Here is a 25,292-nt window from a genome sequence, read left to right on the forward strand (position 1 = left end):
TAGTAGCGCAGAGTCGCGGCTCGCGCACGAACACCCGTGGTCGGCGACGGCCTTCCGCCGCCAGTTCGGCCCGCGGCGGGTGCTGTGGTCATCGGTCAGGCGTCTCTTAACATTTTCGCGTCGGCATTACAGAGGGTGTAGGAGTTGAGCGCCGGGCCAAGCGCTACGGCGGTTGATCGGTCAACCGGTCCACGAACGCGCGGCACCGTGCCTTCCAGTCCGCCTCCTGTCGTGTGTCCAGACACCGGCTCAGCAAGCCGACGACATCCAACCGGACCCGTCGGTCGTCGATCAACTGCTCGCGACTCTCGAGTTCCTGGGCCAGCCGACGGCGGGCGCCGATGTCGGTCAGGTCGAGTGCAGTCAGGGCGCTCACCGCGAGAGCGAAGTCGATGCCCAGCATCGCGGGAATGAGCCGCCGTGCGAGCCCTGAGTCGCCCGACTGGTTCGCGACGGAGACGAGGTGGTCGAACATCTCGGCCTCGGCGGGCCGAGTCCGGTACAACCGTGCGATGTTATCGATGCTGATGCGCTGCACGCCCTGCTCAGGACTTTGCGTGAGCTGTCGCACGAGATCGTCGTCGGCGGCCTGCCGCGCGACCAAGGCGAGGATCGCCCGTTTGCGCGCGGTCTTGCCGGCGAACTCGTCGGTGGCTATCTCGGCAACCGAGGCCAGTTCCCCGGGGCTCAATCTGCTCGGCTCGCTCAGGAGCGCTTCGACGGCGGAGAGCCGGGCGCGTTTCTCCATGGCCTCCAGAGCAGCGGAGAACAACATCGCGAGGTGCATGCGCAGAACGTCGCGAAAAAACCCGGTTTGGTAGGGCACGATCGTATGGCGCCGGTCGAATTCGAGCTCGCTGATCATCTCGACGAGCTTTCGCTTGTCGGGGTTGATGGCATTCGGGTCGGACACGAGTCGGCGCAGCGTGAGATACTCGCGGTAGGTGTCCTCGCGGCAGAAGATACGAATGGCTTTGCCGGCCCTCAGCGCCTCGCGGAACTCGGTCTGCCAGGTGATGTCGCCGACGCGTTCCACCACGACGAACACGCAGATATTCATGTTCAGCACGGTGGCACGAGAGTTATCCACCCAGCTCGAAGTGAGCGAGTTGTCATGGGCGATCTGCCCCGACATGTAGTGCCAAGGCTTGGCGCCGAACGCCTCGACAACCTCGTCGAACTCTCGCCGCACCTGGTCGATGTCGGCAGCCCCACACAGCATGATGTCAAGCACGCCTCACCATCCTCTGAGATCGTCGATCTGCCGCCGGAACCAGTCAGCTTCCGGCCCGCGCAGCCCGGCCACGAGCCGGCGCGCCTCCAGCAGCCGGTCGTCCGCGGTGCCGTCCGACTCCTCCGCCCGGGCCAGCCCGATCAACGCGCCCACCTCACCGGAGCGGTCCTCAACCAACTGGTAAAGCGTGCGCGCCTCGGTGTACGCCACCTTCGCCCGCGCGAACTGGCGGTCACGCACTCGAACGTCCGCCTCGACGCTGAGCAGACGTGCCTTTTCATGGCTTCCGCCGGCCAGCGCGGCATAGGCCCGTCTCAACGCGAAGTCGATGTCACCGGTGCGGCCGAGCCTCCGGAGCACGTCGAGGTAGTCAGCCGCCGCGTCCACCACACGCTCGGCATCGAGGTGGTCGACCGCGTAAGCGAGTGCGGCATGCAGGTGCTCCGCGGCCACATCGTCGTTCCCCCGGTGGTCGGCGACGATGCCGAGCCGACGCAAGGCCGCGAAGTGATCGTACGGCCCGAGCTTGCCGGAACCCACCGCGTCGCGCAGCCACGGTTCAGCTTCGGCGGGATCGGCCCGGTCGGCGTACATCTGTCCGAGTGCCAACGCGAGGACAGGTGCGTCCTCCGTTCCCTCGGCGAGAGCCACCGCCTGTGTCAGGCAGTCCAGCGCGTCGGGGTACCGTCCGGTGATGTCCGCCACGTCCGCCTTCGCACGCAGAGCGGCAAGGCATAGAGCTCGGTCCTCGCTGCTGTCGAGCACCTGGTCGTAGTGTGCACAGGCATCCTCGGGGGCACCACGCCGCATGGCGATCCGCCCGAGGGTCAGGTGGGCGCGCCGGGCCTGCGGTGACCGGGATGCTCGCAGGACGACTTCTTGCAGCAACCGCTCGGCCTCGGCGAGATCGTCGTCGTGATAGGCGACCTGACCGGCCAAGGAGGCCAGCTCGACGAGCCACCGTTTGGCGAGCTTTCCGGCACGGTCGGCGTAGTCGCGGGCTCCCGCGATACGGCCCGACCCGAGCGATTCCTCGCCGATCCGCGCGAGCACCTGCGCAGCCAGCCCGCGACCGTCCTCGCTGTCGTCGATCGCATCCGCGACCGCGCCGGCGATCTTCCGCGCGATTTCCCCATCGACGTCATTATCGGCGTCCCAGAGCACATGCCATGTGTTGAGCGGCTCATCGACGTCGGACCGCCCTTGGGCGATCGCGAACAACAGACGCGGAGTGTCCGGAGTGGCCCGTACCTTCTCGGTCACGGCTCGTACGGCCTCGGCCGGCGTACCCTCGTCCAGCACAACGACGAAGTGCCGGGCGGTCGACAGCGCCTCGGGGTGCGCGACCTGCACTCCGAACGTGCTGAGCCGGAGACGAAGGTCGTCGGCAACGGACGATGTGCCGACGACAAAGACGCTGTGAGACAGCATGCGCTGCCGGGGCCGCCTGCCACGTTCCCGTGCGGCAGCGACATAATCCTCGCTGTTGGACACCAGCAGGTCCGCTTCGGCCAGCTCGTGCGCCAGCAACGCAGCGACGTTGGCCAGGTGCTCGTCCTGGACGATCTCCTCACCGAAGCTCCACTTCGGCAGGTGGGGCACAGTGGTAGCGTCGAGCACGTCGATTGGCGCCACGTCCTTCGGAGTCCACGGACGGTATTGGTCATCGAAGGTCGCCGCCATGCGTTGTCGCCACTCGCCCGAGCGCGCCCGCTCGTCGCGGGTGTCGAGCCTCGACAACACCGGCACGACCAGCAACCGGCTCTTGTCATAGGGCGACTCGTCGCGGACGGCCATGGTGCGGCGAACGACGTCGAGCGCACCGTCGATGTTCTGTCGGTTCGGGTTCAAGCACAGCATGAGAATGTCCGGAAGCTGGGCGGTGCAGACGTCGACGACCTCGGTGACGCCGGCGTGGCTGTCGACGAGCACAAAGTCGTAGTCGAGATTCATCTCGTCGCGGAGTGTTTCCAAACGCCAGCCGAGGTCGTACTTGTCGAACAGGTGAGGCCAGGAGATCGCGCGCAGGCGCGTCACGTAGTCCGCGTCACCGCGTCCTGCCGAGAGGAGGCTTAGCTCGCCGACTTCGGGAATTTCCACGTGTACGACGGACCTCTGCCACTCGATCGGGCCTTTGGTGTCGGCACCGATGATCTCCACCACCCCGGGCGCCGGCGGTCCGGACAGCCACGGGGCGAAATAGGAGTGCAAGCCCGGCGAATACAGATCCCAGTCGACGCACAACACCCGGTAGCCCCACGGAGACAGCTGCACCGCGACGTTCGCGAGACAGAACGTCCGGCCGACGCCGCCCTTATAGGAATAGAAGGTCACGAACATCGCGGCCTCACCACTTCGATTGTGTACTCGGCGAGACCGCATCCGGCCGCACAACCTGCCATGCGGCATCCCACTCCGGTACGGTCCTCAACCGCTCGGCGATGTCCACCGCCAACCGGCGCACCTCACGGTGGAAATCAAGGTAATCCCTTGAGTGACGGAAGAGGTCGTGCGGTACACTCCAAGTTTTGAAGTCGACCAACTGCCTGCTTCGCGCGAAATCCGGAAAGTTTTTGCCGCCCGCGTAAACGACGGGGACGATCAGATCGTCCGTGGCCACGCTCTCGCGTTCCCGGCCGGACATCGTCATCCATTCCGCCAGACACCATTGCGACCGGAAGTATGGGGCCGACAGTACGGCGACCATGAGCCGCGAGCGAAGCAGAGCGCGTTCTAAGCTCAGTGGCCAAGCCAACCCTGTCGCCATGTTCTGGTCGACGAAGATACGGGGCTCATACGGCATCTCGTCGTCCAAGGCTTCGCTGAGACTCGGGAAAAAGTGGTTGAACACCCACTCGGACACGGATCCCTGCCTGGAGTAGCTCAAGTACACGTCGAACTCGTAACCCACACCCGCTCCAGCACCCTCAGAGAAGATCCGTCCGGACATCGCTGTAACGATAGCCGGTGTTACCGAGGAGATCCGGTTGACAACGTCGGCAAGCGCCTGTCCACGAGGAGCTCGTCAATCAAGCGGCGAGCCGGATTGTCGTCGCGACGGGACCGCCCCTGGCCGCCGCCGACCTGGTCGTGAGAAAACGTGACGGGTCGAGACGCGACCCGCAGCCCGGTTTCCCAGGCCTTCGACCCGGCCGGCAAAGGCACACTCGTGACGGCGTCACACCTGTCTCGAATGACGTTTTTCCAGGCCAGCTCGCCGTTAACCCCATCACGGGGGTTGCTCGACGAGTACGGTGCGACGGCCGAGGTCGTCCTAGCGAAACCTCGCGAGCTCGACGGCGTCGGCCCTCCCGCGCGCAACAGGGTGCCGTCCGCGCACGCCGTCTCGGACTACCCCGACCTCCGAGCCGGGGATTGAGCGAACCCACCTCCTACAACTCAAGACCGCGAAGAACCCGCGCCTAGTGGCCTGCTACTAGGAATTGTCACCCCAAGACGACGCAGAGCGACGGGCGCGGCTGACCCACGACCTCAGCCGCGAAATCTCGCAGCGACTGCACGTGTCCCCGGGACACTTGCAGCGCAAGGCAGGGGGCTTCCCGGTCGGCCTGCCGGACGCCAGCCCCGAAGTGCTATGCCGGTGGCGTGCCGAGAATCGGCGGGACGTCGCCTTCGACCTCGACCGGAATCCGCTCCTTGTGCCGCCCAGCATCGGCTGGTTCGGGACGACCACCGTATCCCGACCGGGACCGGCGATGACCACCAACGCGTGCAAGCCTGGTTGAACCCCACTACACGAACTCCCCCAGGCTTTCGACGCACTGCTGTCGGACCGGCATGTCATCAAGGCAATCCGCTACAGCGTCCGACGCGTCTGCGTGTGTTTCGCCCATGCCAGGTATCAACTGCAGGCTGCCGAAGATCAGCGCGAACCGGACGAGGCCGACGCCAGCCGGACCATGCGGCTGGATGCCGCGCCACTGGCGGTTGCTCGCAAAGCCGCAAGGTCCAGATCATCGCCAACGTGCCGGGACAGGCAGTCTGTCTTGGCCAGATGATCGCCTGCAGGCACGCGGCGCCGAGCGCCGGAATCAGCACGAACCCGCACACGCTCACCGCGAACAGCACCAGCGGCTTCAGGCCCGACCGCTTCGCCGTCCAGCCGAGCTACGAGAACACAGCCTTCAGGACCCCGAACTGACTTGCACAGCGCGACCCCGCACAACGCGGCCAGCACAGCCTTACCGAGGTGCCGACCGAACTCTCCCACTGCGTCCCGCCGCCCGCGCCGGATGCGCTCGACGAGGCCGACCTGACCCATCCCTGCATCCCGCGCCCTCGCACCCCCTCCTCGCCACAATCCCGCAGTTCAAGACGGACATCGCCACCGAATCGTTACACTTTGACATATCGACACCTGAACGAGACCCGCATGGTATTCGTAGTCCATGACACCGGCCGCAGACAGTTCGGGGAGCATCGCCGAGACGGCGGTCGATCAGGCTGAGTTCAGGCGTCGGTTGAGCGGCTTCGGCGTACCCGGTCCTCTCATCGACGACGCATGGGAGATCGTTGCGGGTCCCGCCCTGGGTGTGCTGCTCTACGGCAGCTATGCGAGGCGGGCGGCATCGGCTCACTCCGATCTCGACCTCCTGGTGTTGTCCGACGTACGGACTCATTCCGCCGAGTCGGAGCGAGTCAGCGTGGCCCACTACACGTCGGCCCAGCTCCGCGAGGCACATCAGACTCTCTACGGGATGCACCTGGTGCGGGACGGTGTGATCATCCATGACAGTGCCGGCGTGCTAGCGGAGATTTTGGCGACTTTCAGTCCCCCGACCCGGATCAGCTCCTGGCACGCGTTCGCCAGTTCGGCGTGATCCTCGACGTGACCGACGGCGACCGCTCGACCTACCTTCCGGGCCTCGTTCAAGTAGCGCGCTATCTCCTGCGGACGGCGACGTATGCACTGGCGCTTCGCGACGGCGACCCTTGCTTCTCAGTGGAGGAACTAGCGGTCCGGTTTGGCCAGCCGGAGCTTGCCTCTCTCCTGTCGTCGCACTCCGGCGTGTATCCCGAGCCGACGTTCGAGGTGCTGGCCGACCTGTCCGGTCGTTTGTCCTCGGCCGTTGGTTCGCTGCCGCGGAACCGTCACCGTTCGCTCCGTGCGCTGATCGTGGCGACATCCGTCAGTGACCCTGATGTTTCACACCTCGCCACCTTCGCCTTGGGCAACGACGCCGCGTTACCCTACACCGAAATTCCCAAGGTTGTCCTGTGACCGAGTATGCGTTTGTAGGCGACATCCACGGTTGTTTCAACGAACTCGAAAATGTCGTGGCACGCGCCCGCTCCCAGACTCGGCACCTGGTGTTTCTGGGCGACTACGTCAATCGGGGCAAGCATTCACGACAAGTCATCGATTTCCTCGTGAGTCTGCAGGAATCAGCCGAGATCGAATGCGCCTTCTTGCGAGGCAATCACGACCAGGCATTCCTGGACACTCTCGACAACGGCGAAATCGACGTGCTGCTTCGCATGGGCGGAGCAGCAACAATCGCGTCCTACGTCGACGAACCTTCCGACGACATCCTGACTCAGCTCAGGCGGTCAGTCCCGGACGAGCACGTTCAATTCTTCCGCAGCCTTCCGATGTCCATGTCGACCGATCGAGTGTATGCGAGTCACATTCCCAACCTAGGACCGGGAGAGCGGGAAGCAGCGGCCGGGAAGTACCGCATCCACGGTCACGTGGTCCAATCGAACGGGGTTCCGACAATCACCGACACCCATGCCTTTATAGACACCGGCTGCGGCACGACGCCGGCCGGCAGTCTCACTTGCTTGTTCTGGCCGAGCCTGGAGTGGATCCAGTCGGAGCCTCGGCAGCCGGAGCTGCCGCCTATTCGCGTCGCACGGCATCGATATCCCTGATCAGAGGCTCGTTGCCGCTGCTCTGCGCATACTGTTGTGCCTTGGCGAGGTTTTCGGTGGCGACGCGCCCATCACGCTCTTGGCGGGCGATCATCGCCTTCAGCAAGTACGACGTGCCATACCCGGTCGCACTGTTCGTTCGCTCGCTCTCCTCGTGACAGAGTTCGGCGTGGCCACGCGCGAGGCCCACATCGCCCTCCGCCAGGAAGTACTTAGCCAGCAGGGCATGAGCGATGCTGGTTCCGTCCGAGTTTCCTAGTGTTTCGTTGACCTCGAGCGCACGCTCGAGCAGCACTCGAACGCCGTCCCGCACCCCGGCTCGCAAGCGCGCCTCGGCCAGCCCGCACAATGCGTTGGCCAAACAATGACCGTCGTTCTCGGTCTCGAGGATACCGAGGGCTTCTTCGAAGAGCGTGGTGGCGTGGGCGAAATCCTCGCGAGCCAAGCTCTGTCGCGCCAAGTTGATCGCGGACTGCGCGAGTTCGAGCGATGTGCCAAACTCCTTGCGCACAGAGTACGTCTTCTCGAACTGCTGTCGAGCCAGCTCAAGTTCCCCTACACGCAGCAGACTTAGCCCGTAGTTGTCGAGGGCGTAGCAGAGTTCCTGGTAAACCGGTGTGACGCTGGATTCCGCCGTGCGCACAGCCTCTCTGAGCACCTTGATCGATTCGGTGAGCGAACTTCGCTTTCGGTGGATGATGCCCATGTTGACCAAAGCTCGCACCCTGCGAGCCACAGAATCATGGTCTGTCGAGCTCAACACGCCGGGGTCTTCGATGATCTTCTGGTTCAATTCCAGCGCAGTGTCCAGCCGGCCAGTCCTCCGCATAAACAGGGCAAATTCTGCGACAGCTTCGACATCACCATCCTCGATCGCCTGAGCGAACAACAGCTCGGCTTGCATGAGCAATCCGTTCTTCGCGTGCTCCTTCGCGGCTTCGAGCAGTTTGATGTGACTTGCCACTGTCGGCCCTGCCTCGATAGTCCGAAGCTTCGGAAGGTCGATCTTGACCGGCTCACGCTCCGACAGCGGGCGGGCCCACTCGGCGAGCTGCTTCCGAATCGCCGCCTCAAAGCTCTGCTCCGAGTCGAAACTAACGAACTGCAACGACTTTGCCTCTTCGAGGTCGTTACGGAAGTTCATCACTTCCAGCAACTGCGGCCCCGGATCACGCAATCGTTCCGGCTCCAACGTGCGAAACAGGACGAGCAAGTCGCGCATCACCGCGGTCGGACTGGCGAGAAGGTCGAGACACCGGTAGAACTCTTCCTCCGTCCCGGAGGAATACGGCCCCTTCACCGCCGGCGGGGAGCCCCACCTGTCTCCGAGAATCAGGATCATGTAATCGCACTCATCGAGTTTAGGGTTGATGCGATCCTGCGGCCGCCCCACACCACCCGGCATGTCCTCCCAGGCACGCAGCAGAAACACCACCTGCCCGGATTCGCTCGACTGCTCGTTGAACTCCCTGACCACCATGCGACAGGCGTCGCGCTCCTTCGCCATGTTGCCCGGCGAGGCGAGGAAGACCAACCGACCCGAAAGTTCGACAGGCATGCGATCAGGGTACCGGGCGAGCGAACACTCTAGAGTACGCGTGTGCCCCAGGTCCTGTCCCGGAACTTCCGGGCGAAGCCGATCGACGTCGAGGCCGTCCGCAGTAGCCTGTGGACCGCAGTCGACGCGACGGCCTACACCGGCGCATCAGTGCCCGACAGGCGCTGGCCAACGGGTTCTTACTGATCCGCAACACCGCAATTGTGACCGCTGCCGGCGCGTTGTGGAGCTCCAAGTTCCTGACGTCGTGGCTGCTGTTCCTGCCGCTGTGGCTGCTCCTGGCGCAGACCGCGGCCTGGTTCTGGATCGTCCGCTCGTACGGGTAGCTCAACTCGCCTAAGTAGCTCGTGGTCGGCATGCTCGAGGAGCAGCTGCCCGCGTCCCCGTACTGGCGTGCGGAGTTGCAGGCGCTCGGCGAGGGCAAGGACAAGGTCCTCTACTGGCCGCTCACCCATCTGGAGCAGTGGCTGCCGGTGATCTTCGCCGTGGTGTACGTCATCAGGCTTCCTCGTCGCGGTCGTCCTGCCGCGCTGATCCGCTCGGCTGCGTAACGGTTCCCGGCGGCCCGACGACCTCCTCCTCGATGCAGGATGGTCCGAGGAGGAACGTCTTGACGCAGGCAGGCCCCGAGGTCGGTCCAGTCGTTGCCGTGCTCGCCGCCTCCGGCGACATCACGATCGCGAAGCAGGTCGCCGGCGGGCTCGCGGATCTGGGTGTCGCAGCCGAAGTCAACCCGTCCGTGGCGGCGGATCGGGCGGTCGTCGTAGTTTCGGCAGACGCCGCGAGCGACGTGGCCTGGCGGGAGGCGGTCCGGGCGCACGAACAAGCGCGGCTGGTGCCGGTCGCCGTGGGCCCGGTGGACGCTGGCCGCCTGCCGGCCGCAGTGACCGATCCCAACTGGATCACCTGGTCCACAGGTTCCGCGCCGGCGCGGCTGAGTGAGATTTTCGCCGCGCTGCACTCCGACATGTCGCGCTACCGCACCCACCGCGTGCTCGCCGCGTCGGCGGCAGGGTGGCAGGCGGCCGGACGGCCTGACCACCTGCTGATCGGCGAGCACGACGCCGTCGAGGATGCCGTGCGACACCTCACGGACGCCGCACATGACCCCCTCGCCACCCCCACTGCGCTGATCCGCGAGTACGTCGACCGGTCCCGGCTTGGTACGACAGGCCTCCGGCGCAAACGCAACCGCCGCTGGGTGATCCGCACGACGGCGACCCTCGTCGCTATCGCCGTGGCGGTCACGGTGTTCGTGTTGATCCGCGCCGCCGGTAGCGTGAACAACCTGCAGTTCCAGGCCACCACCGTGCCCTGGCTGACGCAGTCGCGGCCGGATCGCACCGCCATGCTCGCCGCAGGCCTGCTGCTGCAGGCCGACGACGACCACAAGGCACAGCCCCGCGGCGTCACCTTCACCGCGCTCGGCCAACCGTGGTCGCACGGCCTGGTGGGCGCAATGCACGCGTCGATCGCGCTGGCCGTGCTGGACCGCACCGGGGACCACACCCTCAGCCTCGACACCCAGGACACCTTGACGCTGTGGGACAACCGGTCGCTCGATCCGGTCTGGCAGCACCCGACCGGGGCGGCCGCCCGCGCGGCCGATTTCGACGCGGACCCCGCGCTGTCCCGCATCGCCCTGGCCACCGAATCCGGAATCGAGCTGATCACCCGCGAGCCGTGGAACACGCGCTCGGTCCCACTGCCGGAGCGGCCGTCGGCGGTCGCGCAGGCCGCGAACGGGCACTTTGCCGCCGTCGCGACGAGCAATGGGAACCTGTACACCGTCGGGTTCGCCGCCGGACCGGTGAGCGCGCCGGTGCACTTCGACGCGATCCTCGATCTGCGGCAGACCGAGGACGGCGGTCTGCGGGCCCTCGTCCGTTCGGGCGATGACCTGCTGGTCGTCGACCCGGCGACGGGCGCGCGGTCGCAGCCATTCCCCTTCCCCGAGCACCGGTTCGCCCAGGCGGCGCTCGCCCCGGACGGACGGGGCATCGCGGCAGCCGGCCCTGACCGGCAGCTCTATTACACCGATGGCGACGGCCCGCTCCACCCGACCGGCCAAGCCCTCGCCGATATCACTACCCTGCTCACCGTCCTGCCCAGCGGCCGGATCGTGTACGGCGGCGCCGAATTCGGCGTCCACGTCTACGACACCCGGGCCGGGATCACGGTCGGGCAGGTGTGCCGCACCGAAACGCCCGTTCTGGCCGTGCGGGCCGCCGCGGACGGCGACCTGCTGGCCTGTCTGGACAGCTACATCGCCGACCTGTGGCGTTCCCGGGAGTTCGGCCCGCTCCCGACCGGGCCGAAGCCTGCCGGCCGGATCTCGCGGTCGCCGTCAGCGACCGACGGGGCCCTGAGTGCCACCGGCCGGCCGGATGGCCGGCTCGACATCACATGGAAAGGCGCGCGCTGGCAGGTGCCGGTGTCGGGGTCACCGGTCGTGGCCGTGAGCGTCGACGCCGCCGCCCGGTCGGTCGTGACCGGTGCGGAAGACGGCACGGTGCTCCAGTTCGCGGTCGGCGATTCGGTGGCGACCAGGGTCGTGCGGTGGTCGGTCCCGGACGGCGCCCCAGTGACGGCGGTGGGCACGCTTGACTCACGCCGTCTGCTCGTTGGCACTGGCCGCGGCCTGTGGTGGGCACCGGCCTCGTGCGACAGGTGTGACGACGACCAGGTACTCGTTCAGCACGTCCGCGAGCGGTTGTGGGGCTGCTACACGGAAAACCAGTTCGAGTTCCTCGACGACAACAGCCGCGAACGGCTCGGGATCCGTTCCTGCCCGGCTGAATAGGGAGCAGCGACGATGAAGCAGGCGTTCGTCTCCTACGCCCGGGCGGATGAGGAACGGGTCCAGCAAATCGTGGCCCGGTTGGAGGACGCCGGGATCAGCTGCTGGTTCGACCAGCGCGACATCCCGGTGTCGGTGCCGTGGCTGGAGGAGGTCCGCGATGCGATCCTCCGGTCCGCGGTCTTTGTCGGCTGTGAATCCCTGAGCTGGTATGCCTCGCAGGCCTGTCTTATCGAAAAGGCGGCCGCCGACGAGTTCGGCAAGCGGATCGTCCACGTCGACGTGGTCGATCAGGCGCCCGCCGATAGCGCAACCAAGATCCACCACGTCGTGCTGGCCCAGTCCGACAACGACCGCGCGCACACGGATCTGCTCGTCCGCAGCTCGGTGTGGGACCGCCGGGGGCGGCGGCCGCACGACCTGGCCGGTGGCGTCGCATTGCGCGCGCACCGGCGCGTCGCCAAGGACCAGGATCGCGCGTTCACCGGCGCCGCCCGGGCCTTCCTCGACGCGAGCGTGCGGCGGCATCGGCGTCGCGCCTGGCTGAGCCGGCTCGGCGGGCTGGTGCTCGCCGTGACCGCGCTCGTGACCTTCGTGTTCGTCGACGCGAGGCGGCAGGCGGCCGAGAACCTGGCGCAGGTAGCCGCCCGGTACACCGACACCGCGATGGTGCACGCCCAGCTCGAGCGCGACCCATACGACGGCCTCCGGGCCGCCACCGCCTTCGCCGCCGGGCTGAAACCGTCCGCCTATTTCGGGCTCCTGGGCCTGCAGGACGCCGTGAACACCCCATTGCCCGACCGGTCCACCGAACTGCCCGGCGCCACGATCGCCGGTTTCGCGACCGGCACCGTCTCAGCCGAACCGATGCTGTACGCCGCCGACGGCAAGGCCGGACCGTCTGAAGCGGACTGGCCAACAGCGGTCTCCGCGGTCGCAGCGAGCGCCGATGGCCAAGTCACCGTGGTGACCGGCCCGGGCGGAACCACGGCCCGCGTCCGGAGTCGTCCGGTCTCGGTCCCGTGCCCTGGCGTCGCGGCGGTCTCCGGCTCGGGCGCGGCGGTCGGCTTCGCCGACGGTGAAGATGTCTGCGTCTGGCAACCATTCGACGGCACTAAGCAGCGGTGGCAAGTGACCGGCGGCGTCTCGGCGCTAGCCGTATCCCCCGACGGCGGGCGGATCGCCGTGGTGCACAGTGGCTACTCCCGCGTCGAAGTGCGGGGTTCCGCGACCGGAACGGTGTACCGGGCGTTGCCGACGACCGGAGTGGTTCGCTTCTCACCCGACGGTCGGACGCTGGCCGTCGGCCAGGGCACCGAAGTGCAGCTCTGGGATCTCGCGACGGGCGTGCGCAAGGCAGACCTGCGCGGCGGCACGGGAGTGGTGCGCGGCCTCGCATGGACCGCGGATGGTAAGCAGCTCTGGGCCATCGCGGGCGACCACCGGCTGACGAGATGGTCGTGGCGCCGCGGCGAGCGGCTGTACGACGACCCGAGAACCTGGTTCGTCGCGCTCTCGGACGTCGGCCACGACGGCGGCTTCCTCGCCGTCACCCAGGCCGGCACGGTGCTCACAGCCGACACGCACACCCACCAGACCAGCACGCTGCGCAAGACGTCGGCCATCCGCGTCATCACCGCCGCGGTTGATCCCGCACACACCATGGTCGTCCTCGGCTCCGCCGATGTCCTCACGCTCGCCGACCTGCCGGACGGCCAGGAGACCGCGGTGCCCGTCGACGACTGCACCCCGTCGTCGATCACGTTCGTGGGCGTCAGCCCGACGGCCGTGGTGGCGTGCTCGGGCGGCGATGTCCTGGCGATCGACACGAAGTCGGCGAAGATCACCGCACGAGTGCCGGTCCCCGACGACGGCGCGTCCACGGTCGCAGCGGCGCGCGGCGGCGAGGTCTACGTGGCCACCGGGGTCGGTACGGTCCAGCGGACCGACGTTTCGCTCCGCGACTTGACGCCGGTGTACAAAGCCGAGGTGGATCACGCCTACTGGCAGGACATCGCGATCTCGGCAGACGGCCGCACCATGGCCCTGGTCGGCGACGGGACCGGGGACGTTGGCCACTTCCTCGTCGGCTCGCGAAACGCCGACGGCGGCTGGGCGTGGAACCGGCTGCTGCTGCCGGTCCGGCCGGGCCAGCAGTCGCGCGCGGTCACGCTCAACCACGACGGCTCTCTCGGTGCGATCGGCCTCTCGGACGGCACCGTCGAATACTGGCTCCCCCAAGCCGGCAACCCTGGAACGGTGTACACAGAAACGCCGGGAACGGTCCGCGGAATGGCATTCACCGAGGACGGCCGTCAGGTAGTAGCTGTGACCAGAGATGGCGCGGCGGACGTGCTGCCCGGGTGCGGGTCGTGCGGCAACAGCCAGGCGCTGATCACCGATGCGAACCGGGTACTGGCCGACGCTGTCCGGATGGGCCTGACTAAACCGTGACTGCCTTGACTGAGGCGGCCGCGCCCAAGACTCACCCACCAGGGAGCTCGGGTGTTCACCCTCTAGAGCGCGCCAGCGCCTGGAATTGCTCGGCGTAACCCAGCGGGTGCTGCCGTCGTTCCCATCGTCAGGTGAAGATCCGTTCGCCTGCTCGAGGCTGCACAGCAGCGCCGGGAGCTGGTCGTCCTCATCGTCGACCCGTGCGCAGCGAAACTGCCCCGCATACCACCGGTTACTGGTTCGGCGCACGACCTGCGGTACGGCAACACCGCGATCATCGTGCCCTGAGAGGAGTTGCAGACGGCAGGGCGCATAGACCCGTCTGGATGAGACCCTGCAAGCGCCGAAAGCCTAAATCAGATAGTTCATAATTGCCCAGTCGATTGGTAAAATTGAAATGGGGATCGCTCGTTTTCTGCTCACCCATTAATCGAGTCGGCAGAGACGAAGCCAGCCGACCCCTTCCATATGTCAACTAGATACCATTGCTTTCCAGGAAGCACCCCCAGCACTCTCGCTGAATACATATCCTGCGAGCCGTCAGCGACACTACTTGCACCTGCGCCTATCGAGGCCGGGCGAGAGCCTGCCTCGGGTCGCTCATGCACCACGATTCCCGGCGCAATGGTCAGCCCATTTTTTCGAGGTAGCGCCTCGATCGTTACAGGTTTGTCACACATCTCATAGATGATTCCGTCGCAGAATTCGTATTGCTTGAGAACATATTTCTCTCCTCGTAATTTGTAAACGGAATATATCTGCTGGCCGCTGACAAGCTCTTCCGAGCTTACGATGTCCAGCGATCCGTCGGCCAACTTCCTCGTCCGAGGCGTGCTCGATCCGAGACTCTCCCACACCTCGACGTAGCTTCCAATCTTTTTCGTCAGGAATACATCAGTAATGCAACCTCCGGAGCCGCACATATTCTTTTCCAGCACGAAAAAGTCGAGTAGGCCATCGCCGTTCAGGTCTTCGGTACGAAGAATCTGGTAATCTACCGTAGTTTCACTGAGCGGGTCGGCGGTGTCTTTACTCTTGGCGACAGCCTCGGAAACGAACCAGCTCTTAAATGCCGACTCCTGATTCCCCGGCGAACGCATCTCAGCAGCACGCTGGCCTATTATCGCATTGCCGACCAATGCCATGACCGCCACCGCAATGGCACCCCACAAAGCGATGACCTTGCGGCGACGCCTGACATGGCGCCGCCAAAGCGTATCGAAATTGAGCCCGAGGACAGCGGCCACGACTCGCACCAAGCTACGTCGGTCGATTCGCTTTCCACGGCAATCCACCCACAGCAACTCATGGCCAGATTCGCGTACTGCTGGCGGCAACGGCGGATCGAGATCAAGACTTCCGCGAACAACGACGATCGCGAGTCGGTCGGTACCGTGTGCACGGATGAACTCACCCACTTCGAGGTTGACGTATTTTGACTCAGCCGCAGTCGGTGAGGCCACGAGAACCATGGCCGCCGATCGATCGATCGCAGAGGTCAACCGCTCGTCCAGAGCGCCAGACGCCGTCATTTCGTCGTCGTCGCGGAAGATGGGCCACACCCGGCGAGACGACAGATCGGGTTCGGATTCCAGGAGAAGGTGCCGGACTGGTCGTGGAACGGCGAACCTCTCCAGTCTTCGCTGCAATGAAATCGCTTGCGATTTATCAGCCCAGTTGTAGGAAATAAATGCTCGATACCTGGTCAAAGTTTCGTCGCTCACATCTACCTCCGACGTTCGACTCTGCGGAGACGTCGAGACGGAATGCACAAATCCACTCAAACCGCCACACCGCGTGGAAGATCCTCGCGTTCAACATTAATATCAACTGGCCACGCCGAATCAGCAGGTGATGTACGCCTATAGTCAAGACCCCCATGTCACCTCGAAAAGAATGGAGTCAAAGAGCCAAGTTGATTTCCCTTACCCTGGATGTCAGACTGTCGCAGACGCGCGACGCGGTCTCCGGCAGAAAGTTGATCACGATACGATCCTCCCAATAAACAGCACGTACATCCGCGCGACACTCACGGCGCGAAATACTACCGTGCCAACTTGGAACTATACGCGCCAACCCACCTCCGCCTGGACCGACACCACTCGCATCGGAGGAGCACTGGATCGCGGTCCTCGCTCAGGCTCAACACAGCAACAACTCTCCCCGACGGCACCACCCGAGACTCGCCCGGTGCGAACGCCACACCCAGGACGCTGGCGAGCACGACGGCGTGCAACTGCGCTGCCAGTCGGCGCCGAAGACTCCCGCCGAACCACCCGGTGCGGAGCCAGCGGACGCAGGAGGTGGACCCCGGCCGCCGAGATGAAGGAATGCGACCCCGAATGGGATAATGCATGGGCCACCGACACGGCGAGTGCCGGCTTCGACCATGCCACCATGCTCGGCCAGAACAAGGTGTTGATCCTGCTCGCGCCAATGACGTGACGCAGGGGTCGTTGCAGGTACGCGAAGTAGAGATAGAACCAAACGGCACGCCGTGCGTGATTCACCAACCGCTGGGGCGACTTTGGCGTGAGTCGGTGGCCTCGTGCTCTGTCGCCTTAGGATGGCTCACGCGGACCGCCGTCGATCCGCACCGGCTCGACCAAGCTGACGCTCAGAGCACCCGAGTTGGATCCCAATCTGTGGTTTTGGCGTGGCGGCAGTGGCCGAAGCGCCGGGTTGGCGCAAGGCAGGGATTGTCGGTGCCCTCGGGTACGGTGTCGCACTATCGGAGTCGCCGCGCGGCATGGGGATGTCTACGCGTCGGGGAAAGGCACGGGAGGGGTTCGCGATGCCAGATCAAAAAACGGTGTTCATCGCCTTCGCTAAGGAGGATGAGGCGAGCCGGAACCTGTTCAACGGGCAGCGGTTGCTGGTGCGGTCGCCCTACGGGTACACGGACATGTCGGTGAAGGAGCCCTACGAGAGCGAGTGGAAGGCCAAGGTCCGGACCCGGATCCGCCGCTCGGACGGGGTGATCGCGCTGATCAGCTCGAGCACGCCGAAGGCGGACGGGCAGCTGTGGGAGATCAAGTGCGCGGTAGAGGAGGACAAGCCGCTGCTGGGCATCTGGCTGGGACAGTATCGGGTCAAGCCTGCGGAGATGGGGTCCGCGCGGTGCACAGCATGGACGTGGGACACGATCGCCGCGTTCATCGACGGGCTGTAGCCATGCGGCGCGCTTTGCTGGTCGGAATCGACCACTACGATCACCAGCGGCCGCTGACCGGGTGCGTCAACGACGCGACGGCGCTGCAGCCGCTGCTCGCCCGCAACGAAGACTCCACCAAGAACCTCGACTGCCGATTGCTGACCGGGACGGTGACCCGCAACGACCTGCTGGGCGGTGTGCGGGCCCTACTGGCCGGCGGCGCGGACTTCGCGCTGCTGTACTTCGCCGGCCACGGCGCGCCTGTAGACGGCGACGTGGCCCTGGTCACCAGCGACGGCCAGGGTGAGACGCCCGGGGTCCTGTTCTCCGAGGTGCTGACGATCGCCCGGAAATCGCAGGTCAAGGAGATCGTGGTGATCCTTGACTGCTGCTTCTCCGGCGGCGCCGGCATCGTCGCCGCGCTGACCGACGCGGCCGTGCTGCGCAGCGGGATGTCCATCCTGACCGCCAGCCGCGGCGACCAGTATTCCGCCGAGGCCGGCGGCCGCGGCCTGTTCTCCACCCACCTGGAAGGAGCACTCGAGGGTGGCGCTGCCGACGTGCTGGGCCACGTCACCGTCGCCGGTCTCTACGCCTATGTCTCGGAATGCTTTGACGCCTGGGAGCAGCGGCCGACGTTCAAGGCCAACGTCGACCGGCTGCATGACCTGCGACGATGCGAGCCGTCGGTGCCGTTGCCCACGCTGCACAAGCTGCTGGAGTGGTTCCCCGATCCAGCGCACCACTACCAGCTCGATCCCACCTACGAGCCAGACAAGTCGCAGTCCGGACTGGACCCGCACCCCGAGCACGAGGAGATCTTCGACCAGCTTCAGAAGTGTCGGGCAAACAAACTGGTCGAGCCGGTGGATCATCAGCACATGTACTTCGCAGCGATGGAGAGCGGCAGCTGTCGGCTGACCCCGCTCGGACGACACTATTGGCAGATGGCCAAGCGAGGGACCCTGTGACGACGATCGGGATCAGCGGGCACCAGAACCTGCCCGACATCGCCCGACGCCAAGCCGAACACGACATCCGCACGCTGTTCGCACAGAAGCCCGGGCCGGTGACCGGGCTGTCCAGCCTCGCCGCCGGCGCGGACCACCTGTTTGCGCAGCTGCTGCTCGCAGCAGGACATCGACTACACGCGGTGATCCCGTGCCGCGGCTACGCCGACACCTTCAACCCCGGTGACCTCGCGGTCTACCAGGAACTGCGGGGCGCGGCCGCCGAGGTCACCGAGCTGGACTTCGCCGAGCCCAGCGAGGTCGCGTTCGACGCCGCCGGCAAGTACGTGGTCGAGCACTGCGACCTGCTGGTCGCGGTGTGGGACGGGCGACCAGCCCACGGCCTCGGCGGCACCGGCGACGCAGTCAACCACGCCCGCGAGCTCGGCCGCGACGTGTTGATCTCCTGGCCCGAGGGGGTCCGGCGGACGTGATCGCCACCTTCCAGGGACTGCTGGTGGCCGTGCTGGCGCTGCTGCCCGGCGCGGCCTACACCTTCGCGCTGGAACGAGTCACCACCGGCTACGGGGTCAGCTTCTCCGACCGCCTCGTGCGGTTCTTGGCCGCCTCCGCGGTGATGCACGCGCTGCTGGCCTTCGGGGAGTACTGGGTCTATCGGTACCTGGTCGTCGAGCGACGGCTGGTCAACGGGACCGCCAACCTGTGGCTGCTGGAGGCCCTGGCCTTGGCCTACGTGCTAGGCCCGATCATGGTGGGCAGCTTCGTGGGCTGGGGCCACAAGAAGCACAAGAAGTGGGGGAAGCTGCTGGTGGGGGCGGCCATCGAGCCCCGGGCTTGGGATTACCTGTGGAGACGCGCCGACCGCGCGATCGTCCGGATCAAGCTCAAATCCGGGATCTGGCTGGCCGGCTACCGCGGCGAAGCTCCCAATGGCCGACGCAGCTACGCCTCCGCACATCCAGAAGAGGGCGACCTCTACCTGCCTCTGAGCTTCACCATCAACCCCTCCAGCGGCGAGCTGACGCTGGACGAGAACCGCCGCCCCGTGCCCGTGCCCGGGGAGTCCGGGCTGCTGGTGCGGTGGACCGAAGTCGAATACCTCGATATCAAGGAGTTCTAGATGCCCGACTACAGCAGCCGCGAGGTCCAGTACCGTGTCGTTCCCGACAGCGGCGACCACGTCATCGAGAAGCGCGGCGGCTATGAGGCGCCGAGCACGCCGTTCGCGCTGCCCGAGATGCCAGCCGGACCGGCTCAGGGGGCCTCGCCTGCCGCGTCGGACCCCCAGTCGCAAACCACGTCGACCAGCGAGGACTGACCACGAATCGCGTAACGACTCACGGACGCAGTGGGCCGTAGGAGCGACCCATTGGTCGCGGAAAACCAAACCTCGACGGTCGGCTGATCCTGCGGTGACGATCGTTCATCGGGAACGCACAGATTGTCGCGGCTACGGTAATCACGATCATCGGGTACTGGCCGCGTGAACAAGCTCCCACGAGGGCCAGCTGAGCTACGCATCGGGCAATCACCACCAGGCGGTACTGGGAGTGCCGTCCGGCTCCAGCCCGTAGTGTCGAATCTGCTGCCATCGTCGGTCGTCCGGGCATGCTTCCGCGATCATCCATAGAGACTCGGCATCTCCGGCGTTAGCGGCTCGTACCGCCAAGGCTTCCGCTTGCCGTACCTCGCCTCGGTTGCCGCGCGCAGCCACGAGGTGGCGGTAAACCGCGGGGTACCCGGTGCGCGCGGCCTGGTCTGCCAAGCGCTCCGCCTCTTCGTACTCGCCGTTGGTCTCGCATACCTCGCTCAGCAGCTCGAGGTCGTGACTGCCTGGCCGGCTCCCCGCGGCCACTGCGTCGGCGACCTTCTGCCGGAGCAATCTTTCCAGCTCGGCTGCGCCACCCCTACGTTGCTGGATCTCCTGCAGGGGACGCCGGACGACGGTCTGGACGCCTTTGGCAACAGATGCACGAAGCTTCCGCGCTTCCTCCGCGTCCCCAGCCTCGGCACGCAGGCGAGCCAGCTGGCGAAGCGGGCGACCGCGATAGCTCCCAGCGGCTGCGGCAGCTTCCCGCAGGAAGTGTTCCGCGCGCGCGTTGTCACCCGCCGACTCGGCATGCTGTGCCAGCATCTCCAAGGCGACATAGTCGCCCTGTTCTGCCGCCAAGGCTAACCAGCGCTCCGTTTCGGTGGCGTCTCCGCGGACGTCACAGCAGCGCGCGACTTCGATCGGCGCGGCCGCATCGCCCGCGTCGGAGCCGCGCCGAAACGAGATCTCCGCCAGCCTCGCGTTCCCACTATCGCGATACAGCCGGCCAGCGTGCGCGTACGCGGTGAAACTGCCGAGCTCTCCGGCACGCTCGTAAAGCAGAGTAGCGTGCCGGGTCCGTCCCCTGGCCGCGGCAGCACCGGCGAGAACCATCAGCGCGTCAGCATCGAGGTGTGCGCAGGCGCCGTCCCAAAAACGCCACCGGTGGAACGTCGAAAGAACGCCGGCCACCGGCCCAATGGGCGATGTAGTCCGCCAGCCGATACCCGGGTTCGCCCGCGGGATTGTGGCCGGGTTTGGGGCGCTGCCGCACCAGCAGGCCCGCAGCACCACGGCAGGGCGCAAGAGCAAACCCGAGCGCTTCCTGGAGCCAGTCCTCGCCGGTCGCCTGCCACTCGGTGTCCGACAGGTAGCCCGGTGCCGCCCACTACAGGAACGACCACGGAACGTCACCAGCGTAACCCAGCCGACGGACATCGGCGGCGACGTCGATGACGACGTGCGCGACTGCCGGGGCGACCTGGTACCGCTCAACCATCGCTGGTGCGCCCGCGAGGTACTGGGTGATTTCGCGAGATCGAGTGTGCTGCAGCGCTTGGCGAAGCCGTGGATCAATCTGCGCTGCTTCGCCTAGTGCAGCAAGCTCCGCCTGGTCGAAGCGCGAGGGCACCGCGATCTGAACGTCCTTGACGAGCTGTCCCGCTTGGGTGCAGGAGCCGAGATCCGCCGCCGGATCCACGGAGGTGATCGTCCGCATCCGCTCCGGCCAGATGGTCCCGAGAACCAGAACGGGTGCGTTACGTCGATCTCGAAGTAGAGCCCGAAGCCGAGCCGCCACCTCTTCGCCCAGGCTGGGCTCGGACGTGAGGAGGTACTGCTGGAGCTCGTCGAGCCAGACAACGGTCCGGGGCGGCACCTCGGCGAGCCCGTCGAGCAGAGCCTGCGGCGGCGTCGGCGAGATCGGATGCCAGACGCTCCAGTCCGTCGGCAACTGTTTCGCAGCTTCGAAACAGGCCCTGGTCTTGCCCGTGGAGGAACTTCCGACAAGGATCGCGATGCCGCTGGTGCCGGCGATCGCTTGCCCCACCTTTTCCAGAAGCTTTCGGTCGTGTGGCCGCGTCACGTATCGAGGCAAGGCTGGTAGCGCGTCGTCTCCCACATCCAGCGAGATGGCCCGATGTACATCGAGTTCGAACGGATCCAGGTCTTCGACAGGGACGAGCGGAAGACCGGGCCGGACCGTGGCGAGCAGCGGTTGTCCCGTGACCTCACCGGCCACGGTGGAATACGGCGGAAGAACCGGCACCTCACCCAGCGGAGGGCGAACGTGACCAGGTTGAGCCGTGATCCTGCGCAGCAACTCATCGATTCCCGCCTGCGTCAACACTGCAACCACGTAGTGGCCGCCGCAGTACGGCTGGAGGAACAATGGGATTTCGTCGATCGAACGGCCCGGCAACACCACCGGGAGCAGCTTGGCCGTCCAGACGGCGCGATCCCGGTGGAGCAGGTCTCGAATGAGCGCTGCCTCGCTTTGCACGCCACGGTTGTCGCTGGTGGCCACCACGCCGTCGCCGACATGGCGGTACCTCGGCGACGCCACCACCAGGACGAAGTCGGCGTTCTCGATGCACCCGGTAGCCCACGATCCCCAGTCTTTGCGCGCGGGACCGGCCCACAAGTCCAGGTCGACGTCGATGCCGTTGTGCACCAGCAGCTCCGCCAGGGTGCCTACGGCGACCTTATGCGCCTCGTCATCGTGTGCGTACGACACCAAAACCTTCACGCGATCAGGTGACATTGGCGCGCCGCACACGAGGTGGATCGTCCGTACGCTCCCAGGCGGCCGCAGCGTGATCTCTCCGCCTCGCGATCGATGCAGTCCGGCCTGTTCGAGGCGCTCGATCACCTTGCTCTGTTCGCCGCTCGGTTCCGCGTTCGATGTCGTGCAGTGCAGCCTGGTCACTGCGGTTCCGACCTCGACCCGGTCCACAGAGAACAGCGGGTTCCCCGCGCCGCTCAGGTCCGCGATGGAGTGCCCCTCGAAGCCAAACCAGCGGAGGAACGTGATGACGAGGGCATCCGAGACGACCGCCCGTGCCGTCGCGGGCGGCAGATCGACCCGCCAGTCGACGCCGTGGATTCCGGAAGCCGCCGCCGGCCCGGCGTACTCCTCCGCCAAGGCTCGCACCGTCGCCGACAACTCGGCCGGATCCACCGCCAGCGCTTCGGCCAAGGCGGCGACCAGCGAGACGTCGACGGTCACGACTTTTGTACCACCGGCGGCGGTCAGCAAACCGGCCAACCGGTTCTCGAGCTCCACGAACGGATTCTAACTGCCCGCTGGTTGCGGCATCGGGCCCGGAACCGGGGGCACCGTAACGTCGGGACGCGCCACCGCGACTCGGACAAAGACGCGCGTGCTGATCGCACCCGCCAACCGGACGGAGTGATCGCGTTGGCCAGCTCGCGCACCTCAGAGGCGACGGGGCAGTTGTGAGAGATCAGATGTGGGTTCGAGGACTTCGGGCCACCGCGGAGCGGCGTGGAAAAGGGACGTGATCGCCGCGTTCATCGACGTGCCCTGCCACGTGCGGCACGGCCCGCCGGGCGGCTTCGACCACAACGACCGCCAGCGTGACCTTGTCGGCTGCGTCAACGATGCGACCACGTTGGCACAATCCTGCAACGTTCTGATCTCCCGGACCGAGAGAGTCCGGCAGATATGAACGCCACTTCGAGGGGGTTGCTCGCAGATGTGTAGGCCTTGCTCCCCGATGCGGTCTGCACCTTCGCACCGGAACGGTTCCCGACCGGCTATGGGGGTCGACTCCCTCGGCTGGCTCGTCCGGCGCTCGCCGTCAGGACGACGAGCGACGACTACCCCGCGCGTAAGCCCGTCACCCAGCAACGACAACCAGTCGACCTGACTGCCACCGTCTAGAAGGACACCTGGTTGGATCCGAACCATCCTCCCGCCTGGGCCACCGGCCTCGTCGACTGGGCGACGTCCACCTGGCCTGGACGCATCGTGTGCGGCCTGGTCGTGCTAACCATAGTCCTTCCTCGTCTGGGTAGAATCCTCAAGAAAATCATCCCGGTCGTCGTGGGCTGTCTGCCGATCGTCCTCGCTTTCCTCTCCGCTCACTGGTTCGAGACACCGAGGACCTTCGACCCAGCTGGTTTTTCATGCGAAATGGCCAATAGCGCCTTGTCCGTGCCGCCAGAACTGGGCAACGGCGTCGTCGCCGGGCCGGTTGTTCCCGTGGAACTGCGGCTCCAGTCGAACAGCACCGACCTGTCATGGCTTGAGCAGTACTGGGCTATTCAGTGCGCGCTTTCCCGGACCCTCAAAGATCGCGGCGACACGGTCCTGATCGGGGTCATCGACTACGCCACAAGCGCTCAGGCTGCCGCTCGGGTCGATCCGCCGAGCTCACTATCACCGTCGAACCTGCCTGGCAACACGCACGCCTTGTTCGGCCCTACGGTGCAACCCGATGGAACGACCGTCGTGGAAGTCCAGTTCGCATCCGGCCGCCTCTTCACCGACATACTGATCGAGGTTGCCGGTCACGATGACGAGTCAGCCGTCCGCGCGCGCGACTTGGCGATCAGCGCCGCAGGAGCCACCAGTGTTCACGAACACGAGGCTGCCGACTTGGACGCACACCGGCCGTTCAGGAACTACCTCGCCGGGGTGTGGGCCGCCTGGCTGGTCGTCCTGGCGATCCTGCCGGCCGTCATCTTGACCTTCGCGGACAGCGACCGCCGCAAACTTCTCGCCCTGCACTTCCAAGTTCTGGTACTCGAGATCCTCGGTCTCACCGGTATCGGTTCGCGAATCGGCCTTCCATCCGAAATATCCGCGCCCGGCTGGTCGTTGGTCACCCGCATCCGCGCGATACGCGCAGCACGCGCGCTCAGCAACCTTTTCTCGGTCGCGGCGTGGGCAGTGGCGCTGCTCCTCTTGCTGCGGTGGTTCCCACCGCAGACTCCGTTGTGGGTGACTTCTGTGATGGTAGGAGGGATATACTTCTCAGCCGACCTCGCCCGCACAGCGTTTCTCGGCGCCATACCGCGATATCGGTACCTCCGGGTTGTCTCCCGGCGTGAGTGGATCCGCCGACTCCTGTCGCTATCAGTCGAGGCGACCTACGTCGGCCTCGTCGTTTACTCGGCAGGCATGTTGGCCATCGCCTGGGTCTGGACTCCGATCAACACCCCGAAGGCAGCGAACCCAGTCGCTCCGATCGTCTACATGTGGTTTTTCGGACCGATACTTTTCCTCGCTGTCAGCGCGATCTTCCGTGCGGCGTCGCGTCGCGTCCAGGCACGTGATCTGGAGACGACACTCCGAAATGATCCACGACCTCAGGTGCTCTATCTGCGCTCGTTCAGGGACGACCTGCATGCAATTCCCATTCATCTTTCGGTATATGAGTCGCTAGGACAGCTCTTCGACTGGTCCCGGAAGTCGAGGTTCGAGGAGGTCCTGGTTCGGCGTCTGTGGCGTCACGGGCCGGTCCTCGCAGTAGGGCGCCCAGGTGAGAAGCGAGCGAAACTCGGTGCTGCCCGGCTCTACTACCCCGAAGACGCGTGGCAGGAACCAGTGCGGAATCTCGTGGCCTCCAGCGCGTTGGTGGTCGTCACGATGGGAAAGACGCCGAGCCTCGGCTGGGAGCTGCGCACCCTCCGCGACTTAGGCGCTCTGAGGAAGACGATCGTCGTCATCCCCCCGACTCGTGACAGCCTCGCACGTGCGTCGGTGCTTGCCGAGCTTCTTGACCTGCACGAACCGTGGACGGGTTACGACGGAATCCGACATCCGATCGCATTCCGGTTCGACGAAGATGGCTCGTGCCATGCCGTGTACGGCGATGTCTTCGACGATGTCGCGTACGAGCTCGCCCTGACAGCTGCCGTCCGGCCAATCGTCGCGTAACAAATGCAG

General features: G+C 65.8%; 20 protein-coding genes and 1 pseudogene. 14 read left to right on the forward strand and 7 right to left on the reverse strand.

What is annotated here, in order from left to right:
• Nucleotides 1–163: 163 nt before the first annotated feature.
• From QRY02_RS19290 to QRY02_RS19300, 3 genes are read right to left on the reverse strand one after another with little or no spacing between them, the layout of a single operon-like run.
• Nucleotides 164–1,234: a hypothetical protein gene (locus QRY02_RS19290; RefSeq protein WP_285992916.1), complete on the reverse strand. Its 1,071-nt coding sequence runs from the start codon at nt 1,232–1,234 to the stop codon at nt 164–166.
• 3 nt (nt 1,235–1,237) lie between these two features.
• A complete protein-coding gene (locus tag QRY02_RS19295) occupies nt 1,238–3,574 on the reverse strand; it encodes a KGGVGR-motif variant AAA ATPase (protein ID WP_285992917.1) in 2,337 nt (778 codons plus the stop codon).
• 7 nt (nt 3,575–3,581) lie between these two features.
• Nucleotides 3,582–4,184: a toll/interleukin-1 receptor domain-containing protein gene (locus tag QRY02_RS19300; RefSeq protein WP_285992918.1), complete on the reverse strand. Its 603-nt coding sequence runs from the start codon at nt 4,182–4,184 to the stop codon at nt 3,582–3,584.
• Between the two features lie 1,459 nt (nt 4,185–5,643).
• Here QRY02_RS19300 and QRY02_RS19305 point away from each other — a divergent pair.
• Genes QRY02_RS19305 through QRY02_RS19315 form a run of 3 tightly spaced genes read left to right on the forward strand, consistent with a single transcriptional unit; the run spans nt 5,644 to nt 7,129 of the window.
• On the forward strand, nt 5,644–6,075 hold the full coding sequence (locus QRY02_RS19305; protein ID WP_285992919.1) for a nucleotidyltransferase domain-containing protein: 432 nt from the start codon (nt 5,644–5,646) through the stop codon (nt 6,073–6,075).
• The gene (locus tag QRY02_RS19310) at nt 6,072–6,476 is read left to right on the forward strand and encodes a death domain-containing protein (RefSeq protein WP_285992920.1); all 405 of its coding nucleotides are present in this window, start codon (nt 6,072–6,074) and stop codon (nt 6,474–6,476) included. Before QRY02_RS19305 ends, QRY02_RS19310 begins: the two co-directional genes overlap by 4 nt.
• Nucleotides 6,473–7,129 carry a metallophosphoesterase family protein gene (locus tag QRY02_RS19315; protein WP_285992921.1) on the forward strand — a complete coding sequence of 219 codons (657 nt, stop codon included), beginning with the start codon at nt 6,473–6,475 and terminating at the stop codon, nt 7,127–7,129. The genes QRY02_RS19310 and QRY02_RS19315 overlap by 4 nt, the downstream gene beginning before the upstream one ends.
• Here the strand turns inward: QRY02_RS19315 and QRY02_RS19320 are convergent.
• Nucleotides 7,098–8,687, reverse strand: coding sequence for a DUF4062 domain-containing protein (locus tag QRY02_RS19320; RefSeq protein ID WP_285992922.1), 1,590 nt, complete (start codon nt 8,685–8,687; stop codon nt 7,098–7,100). The two genes, QRY02_RS19315 and QRY02_RS19320, sit on opposite strands and share 32 nt — an antisense overlap.
• Nucleotides 8,688–8,797: 110 nt before the next feature.
• On the opposite strand from QRY02_RS19320, the pseudogene QRY02_RS48895 reads away from it, so the two are divergent.
• From QRY02_RS48895 to QRY02_RS19340, 3 genes and pseudogenes are all read left to right on the forward strand, one after another.
• Nucleotides 8,798–9,238 (forward strand): annotated as a pseudogene (locus tag QRY02_RS48895) (RipA family octameric membrane protein).
• Nucleotides 9,239–9,336: 98 nt separating this feature from the next.
• Nucleotides 9,337–11,490 (forward strand): WD40 repeat domain-containing protein, encoded by a 2,154-nt coding sequence (locus tag QRY02_RS19335; protein ID WP_285992925.1) that lies wholly within the window; start codon nt 9,337–9,339, stop codon nt 11,488–11,490.
• Between the two features lie 12 nt (nt 11,491–11,502).
• A complete protein-coding gene (locus QRY02_RS19340) occupies nt 11,503–13,941 on the forward strand; it encodes a toll/interleukin-1 receptor domain-containing protein (RefSeq protein ID WP_285992926.1) in 2,439 nt (812 codons plus the stop codon).
• A gap of 419 nt (nt 13,942–14,360) precedes the next feature.
• Here QRY02_RS19340 and QRY02_RS19345 read toward each other — a convergent pair whose 3' ends face one another.
• The gene (locus QRY02_RS19345; RefSeq protein ID WP_285992927.1) at nt 14,361–15,665 is read right to left on the reverse strand and encodes a toll/interleukin-1 receptor domain-containing protein; all 1,305 of its coding nucleotides are present in this window, start codon (nt 15,663–15,665) and stop codon (nt 14,361–14,363) included.
• Nucleotides 15,666–16,263: 598 nt separating this feature from the next.
• Between QRY02_RS19345 and QRY02_RS19350 the strand changes: the two genes are divergently transcribed.
• The 6 genes from QRY02_RS19350 to QRY02_RS19375 all read left to right on the forward strand — a co-directional run bounded on the left by QRY02_RS19350 (nt 16,264) and on the right by QRY02_RS19375 (nt 19,384).
• On the forward strand, nt 16,264–16,386 hold the full coding sequence (locus QRY02_RS19350; protein ID WP_285992928.1) for a hypothetical protein: 123 nt from the start codon (nt 16,264–16,266) through the stop codon (nt 16,384–16,386).
• A gap of 349 nt (nt 16,387–16,735) precedes the next feature.
• Nucleotides 16,736–17,113 carry a TIR domain-containing protein gene (locus QRY02_RS19355; protein WP_285992929.1) on the forward strand — a complete coding sequence of 126 codons (378 nt, stop codon included), beginning with the start codon at nt 16,736–16,738 and terminating at the stop codon, nt 17,111–17,113.
• Nucleotides 17,071–18,066, forward strand: coding sequence for a caspase family protein (locus tag QRY02_RS19360; RefSeq protein WP_285992930.1), 996 nt, complete (start codon nt 17,071–17,073; stop codon nt 18,064–18,066). The genes QRY02_RS19355 and QRY02_RS19360 overlap by 43 nt, the downstream gene beginning before the upstream one ends.
• Nucleotides 18,063–18,539: a hypothetical protein gene (locus tag QRY02_RS19365; RefSeq protein WP_285992931.1), complete on the forward strand. Its 477-nt coding sequence runs from the start codon at nt 18,063–18,065 to the stop codon at nt 18,537–18,539. Before QRY02_RS19360 ends, QRY02_RS19365 begins: the two co-directional genes overlap by 4 nt.
• A complete protein-coding gene (locus QRY02_RS19370; protein WP_285992932.1) occupies nt 18,536–19,186 on the forward strand; it encodes a DUF6338 family protein in 651 nt (216 codons plus the stop codon). The genes QRY02_RS19365 and QRY02_RS19370 overlap by 4 nt, the downstream gene beginning before the upstream one ends.
• Nucleotides 19,187–19,384 carry a hypothetical protein gene (locus QRY02_RS19375; protein WP_285992933.1) on the forward strand — a complete coding sequence of 66 codons (198 nt, stop codon included), beginning with the start codon at nt 19,187–19,189 and terminating at the stop codon, nt 19,382–19,384.
• A 210-nt stretch (nt 19,385–19,594) separates the two neighbouring features.
• On the opposite strand, the gene QRY02_RS19380 is transcribed toward QRY02_RS19375, so the two are convergent.
• Both QRY02_RS19380 and QRY02_RS19385 read right to left on the reverse strand, forming a co-directional pair.
• Complete coding sequence (locus QRY02_RS19380) at nt 19,595–20,569, reverse strand: tetratricopeptide repeat protein (protein WP_285992934.1); 975 nt, start codon at nt 20,567–20,569, stop codon at nt 19,595–19,597.
• A gap of 196 nt (nt 20,570–20,765) precedes the next feature.
• The gene (locus tag QRY02_RS19385) at nt 20,766–22,661 is read right to left on the reverse strand and encodes a toll/interleukin-1 receptor domain-containing protein (RefSeq protein WP_285992935.1); all 1,896 of its coding nucleotides are present in this window, start codon (nt 22,659–22,661) and stop codon (nt 20,766–20,768) included.
• 235 nt (nt 22,662–22,896) lie between these two features.
• Here QRY02_RS19385 and QRY02_RS19390 point away from each other — a divergent pair, with 235 nt between their 5' ends.
• Both QRY02_RS19390 and QRY02_RS19395 read left to right on the forward strand, forming a co-directional pair.
• Nucleotides 22,897–23,067, forward strand: coding sequence for a hypothetical protein (locus tag QRY02_RS19390; protein WP_285992936.1), 171 nt, complete (start codon nt 22,897–22,899; stop codon nt 23,065–23,067).
• A gap of 302 nt (nt 23,068–23,369) precedes the next feature.
• Nucleotides 23,370–25,283, forward strand: coding sequence for a hypothetical protein (locus QRY02_RS19395; protein WP_285992937.1), 1,914 nt, complete (start codon nt 23,370–23,372; stop codon nt 25,281–25,283).
• Nucleotides 25,284–25,292 lie beyond the last annotated feature (9 nt).

The sequence above is a fragment of the Amycolatopsis sp. DG1A-15b genome (genome assembly GCF_030285645.1).
Lineage (GTDB): Bacteria > Actinomycetota > Actinomycetes > Mycobacteriales > Pseudonocardiaceae > Amycolatopsis.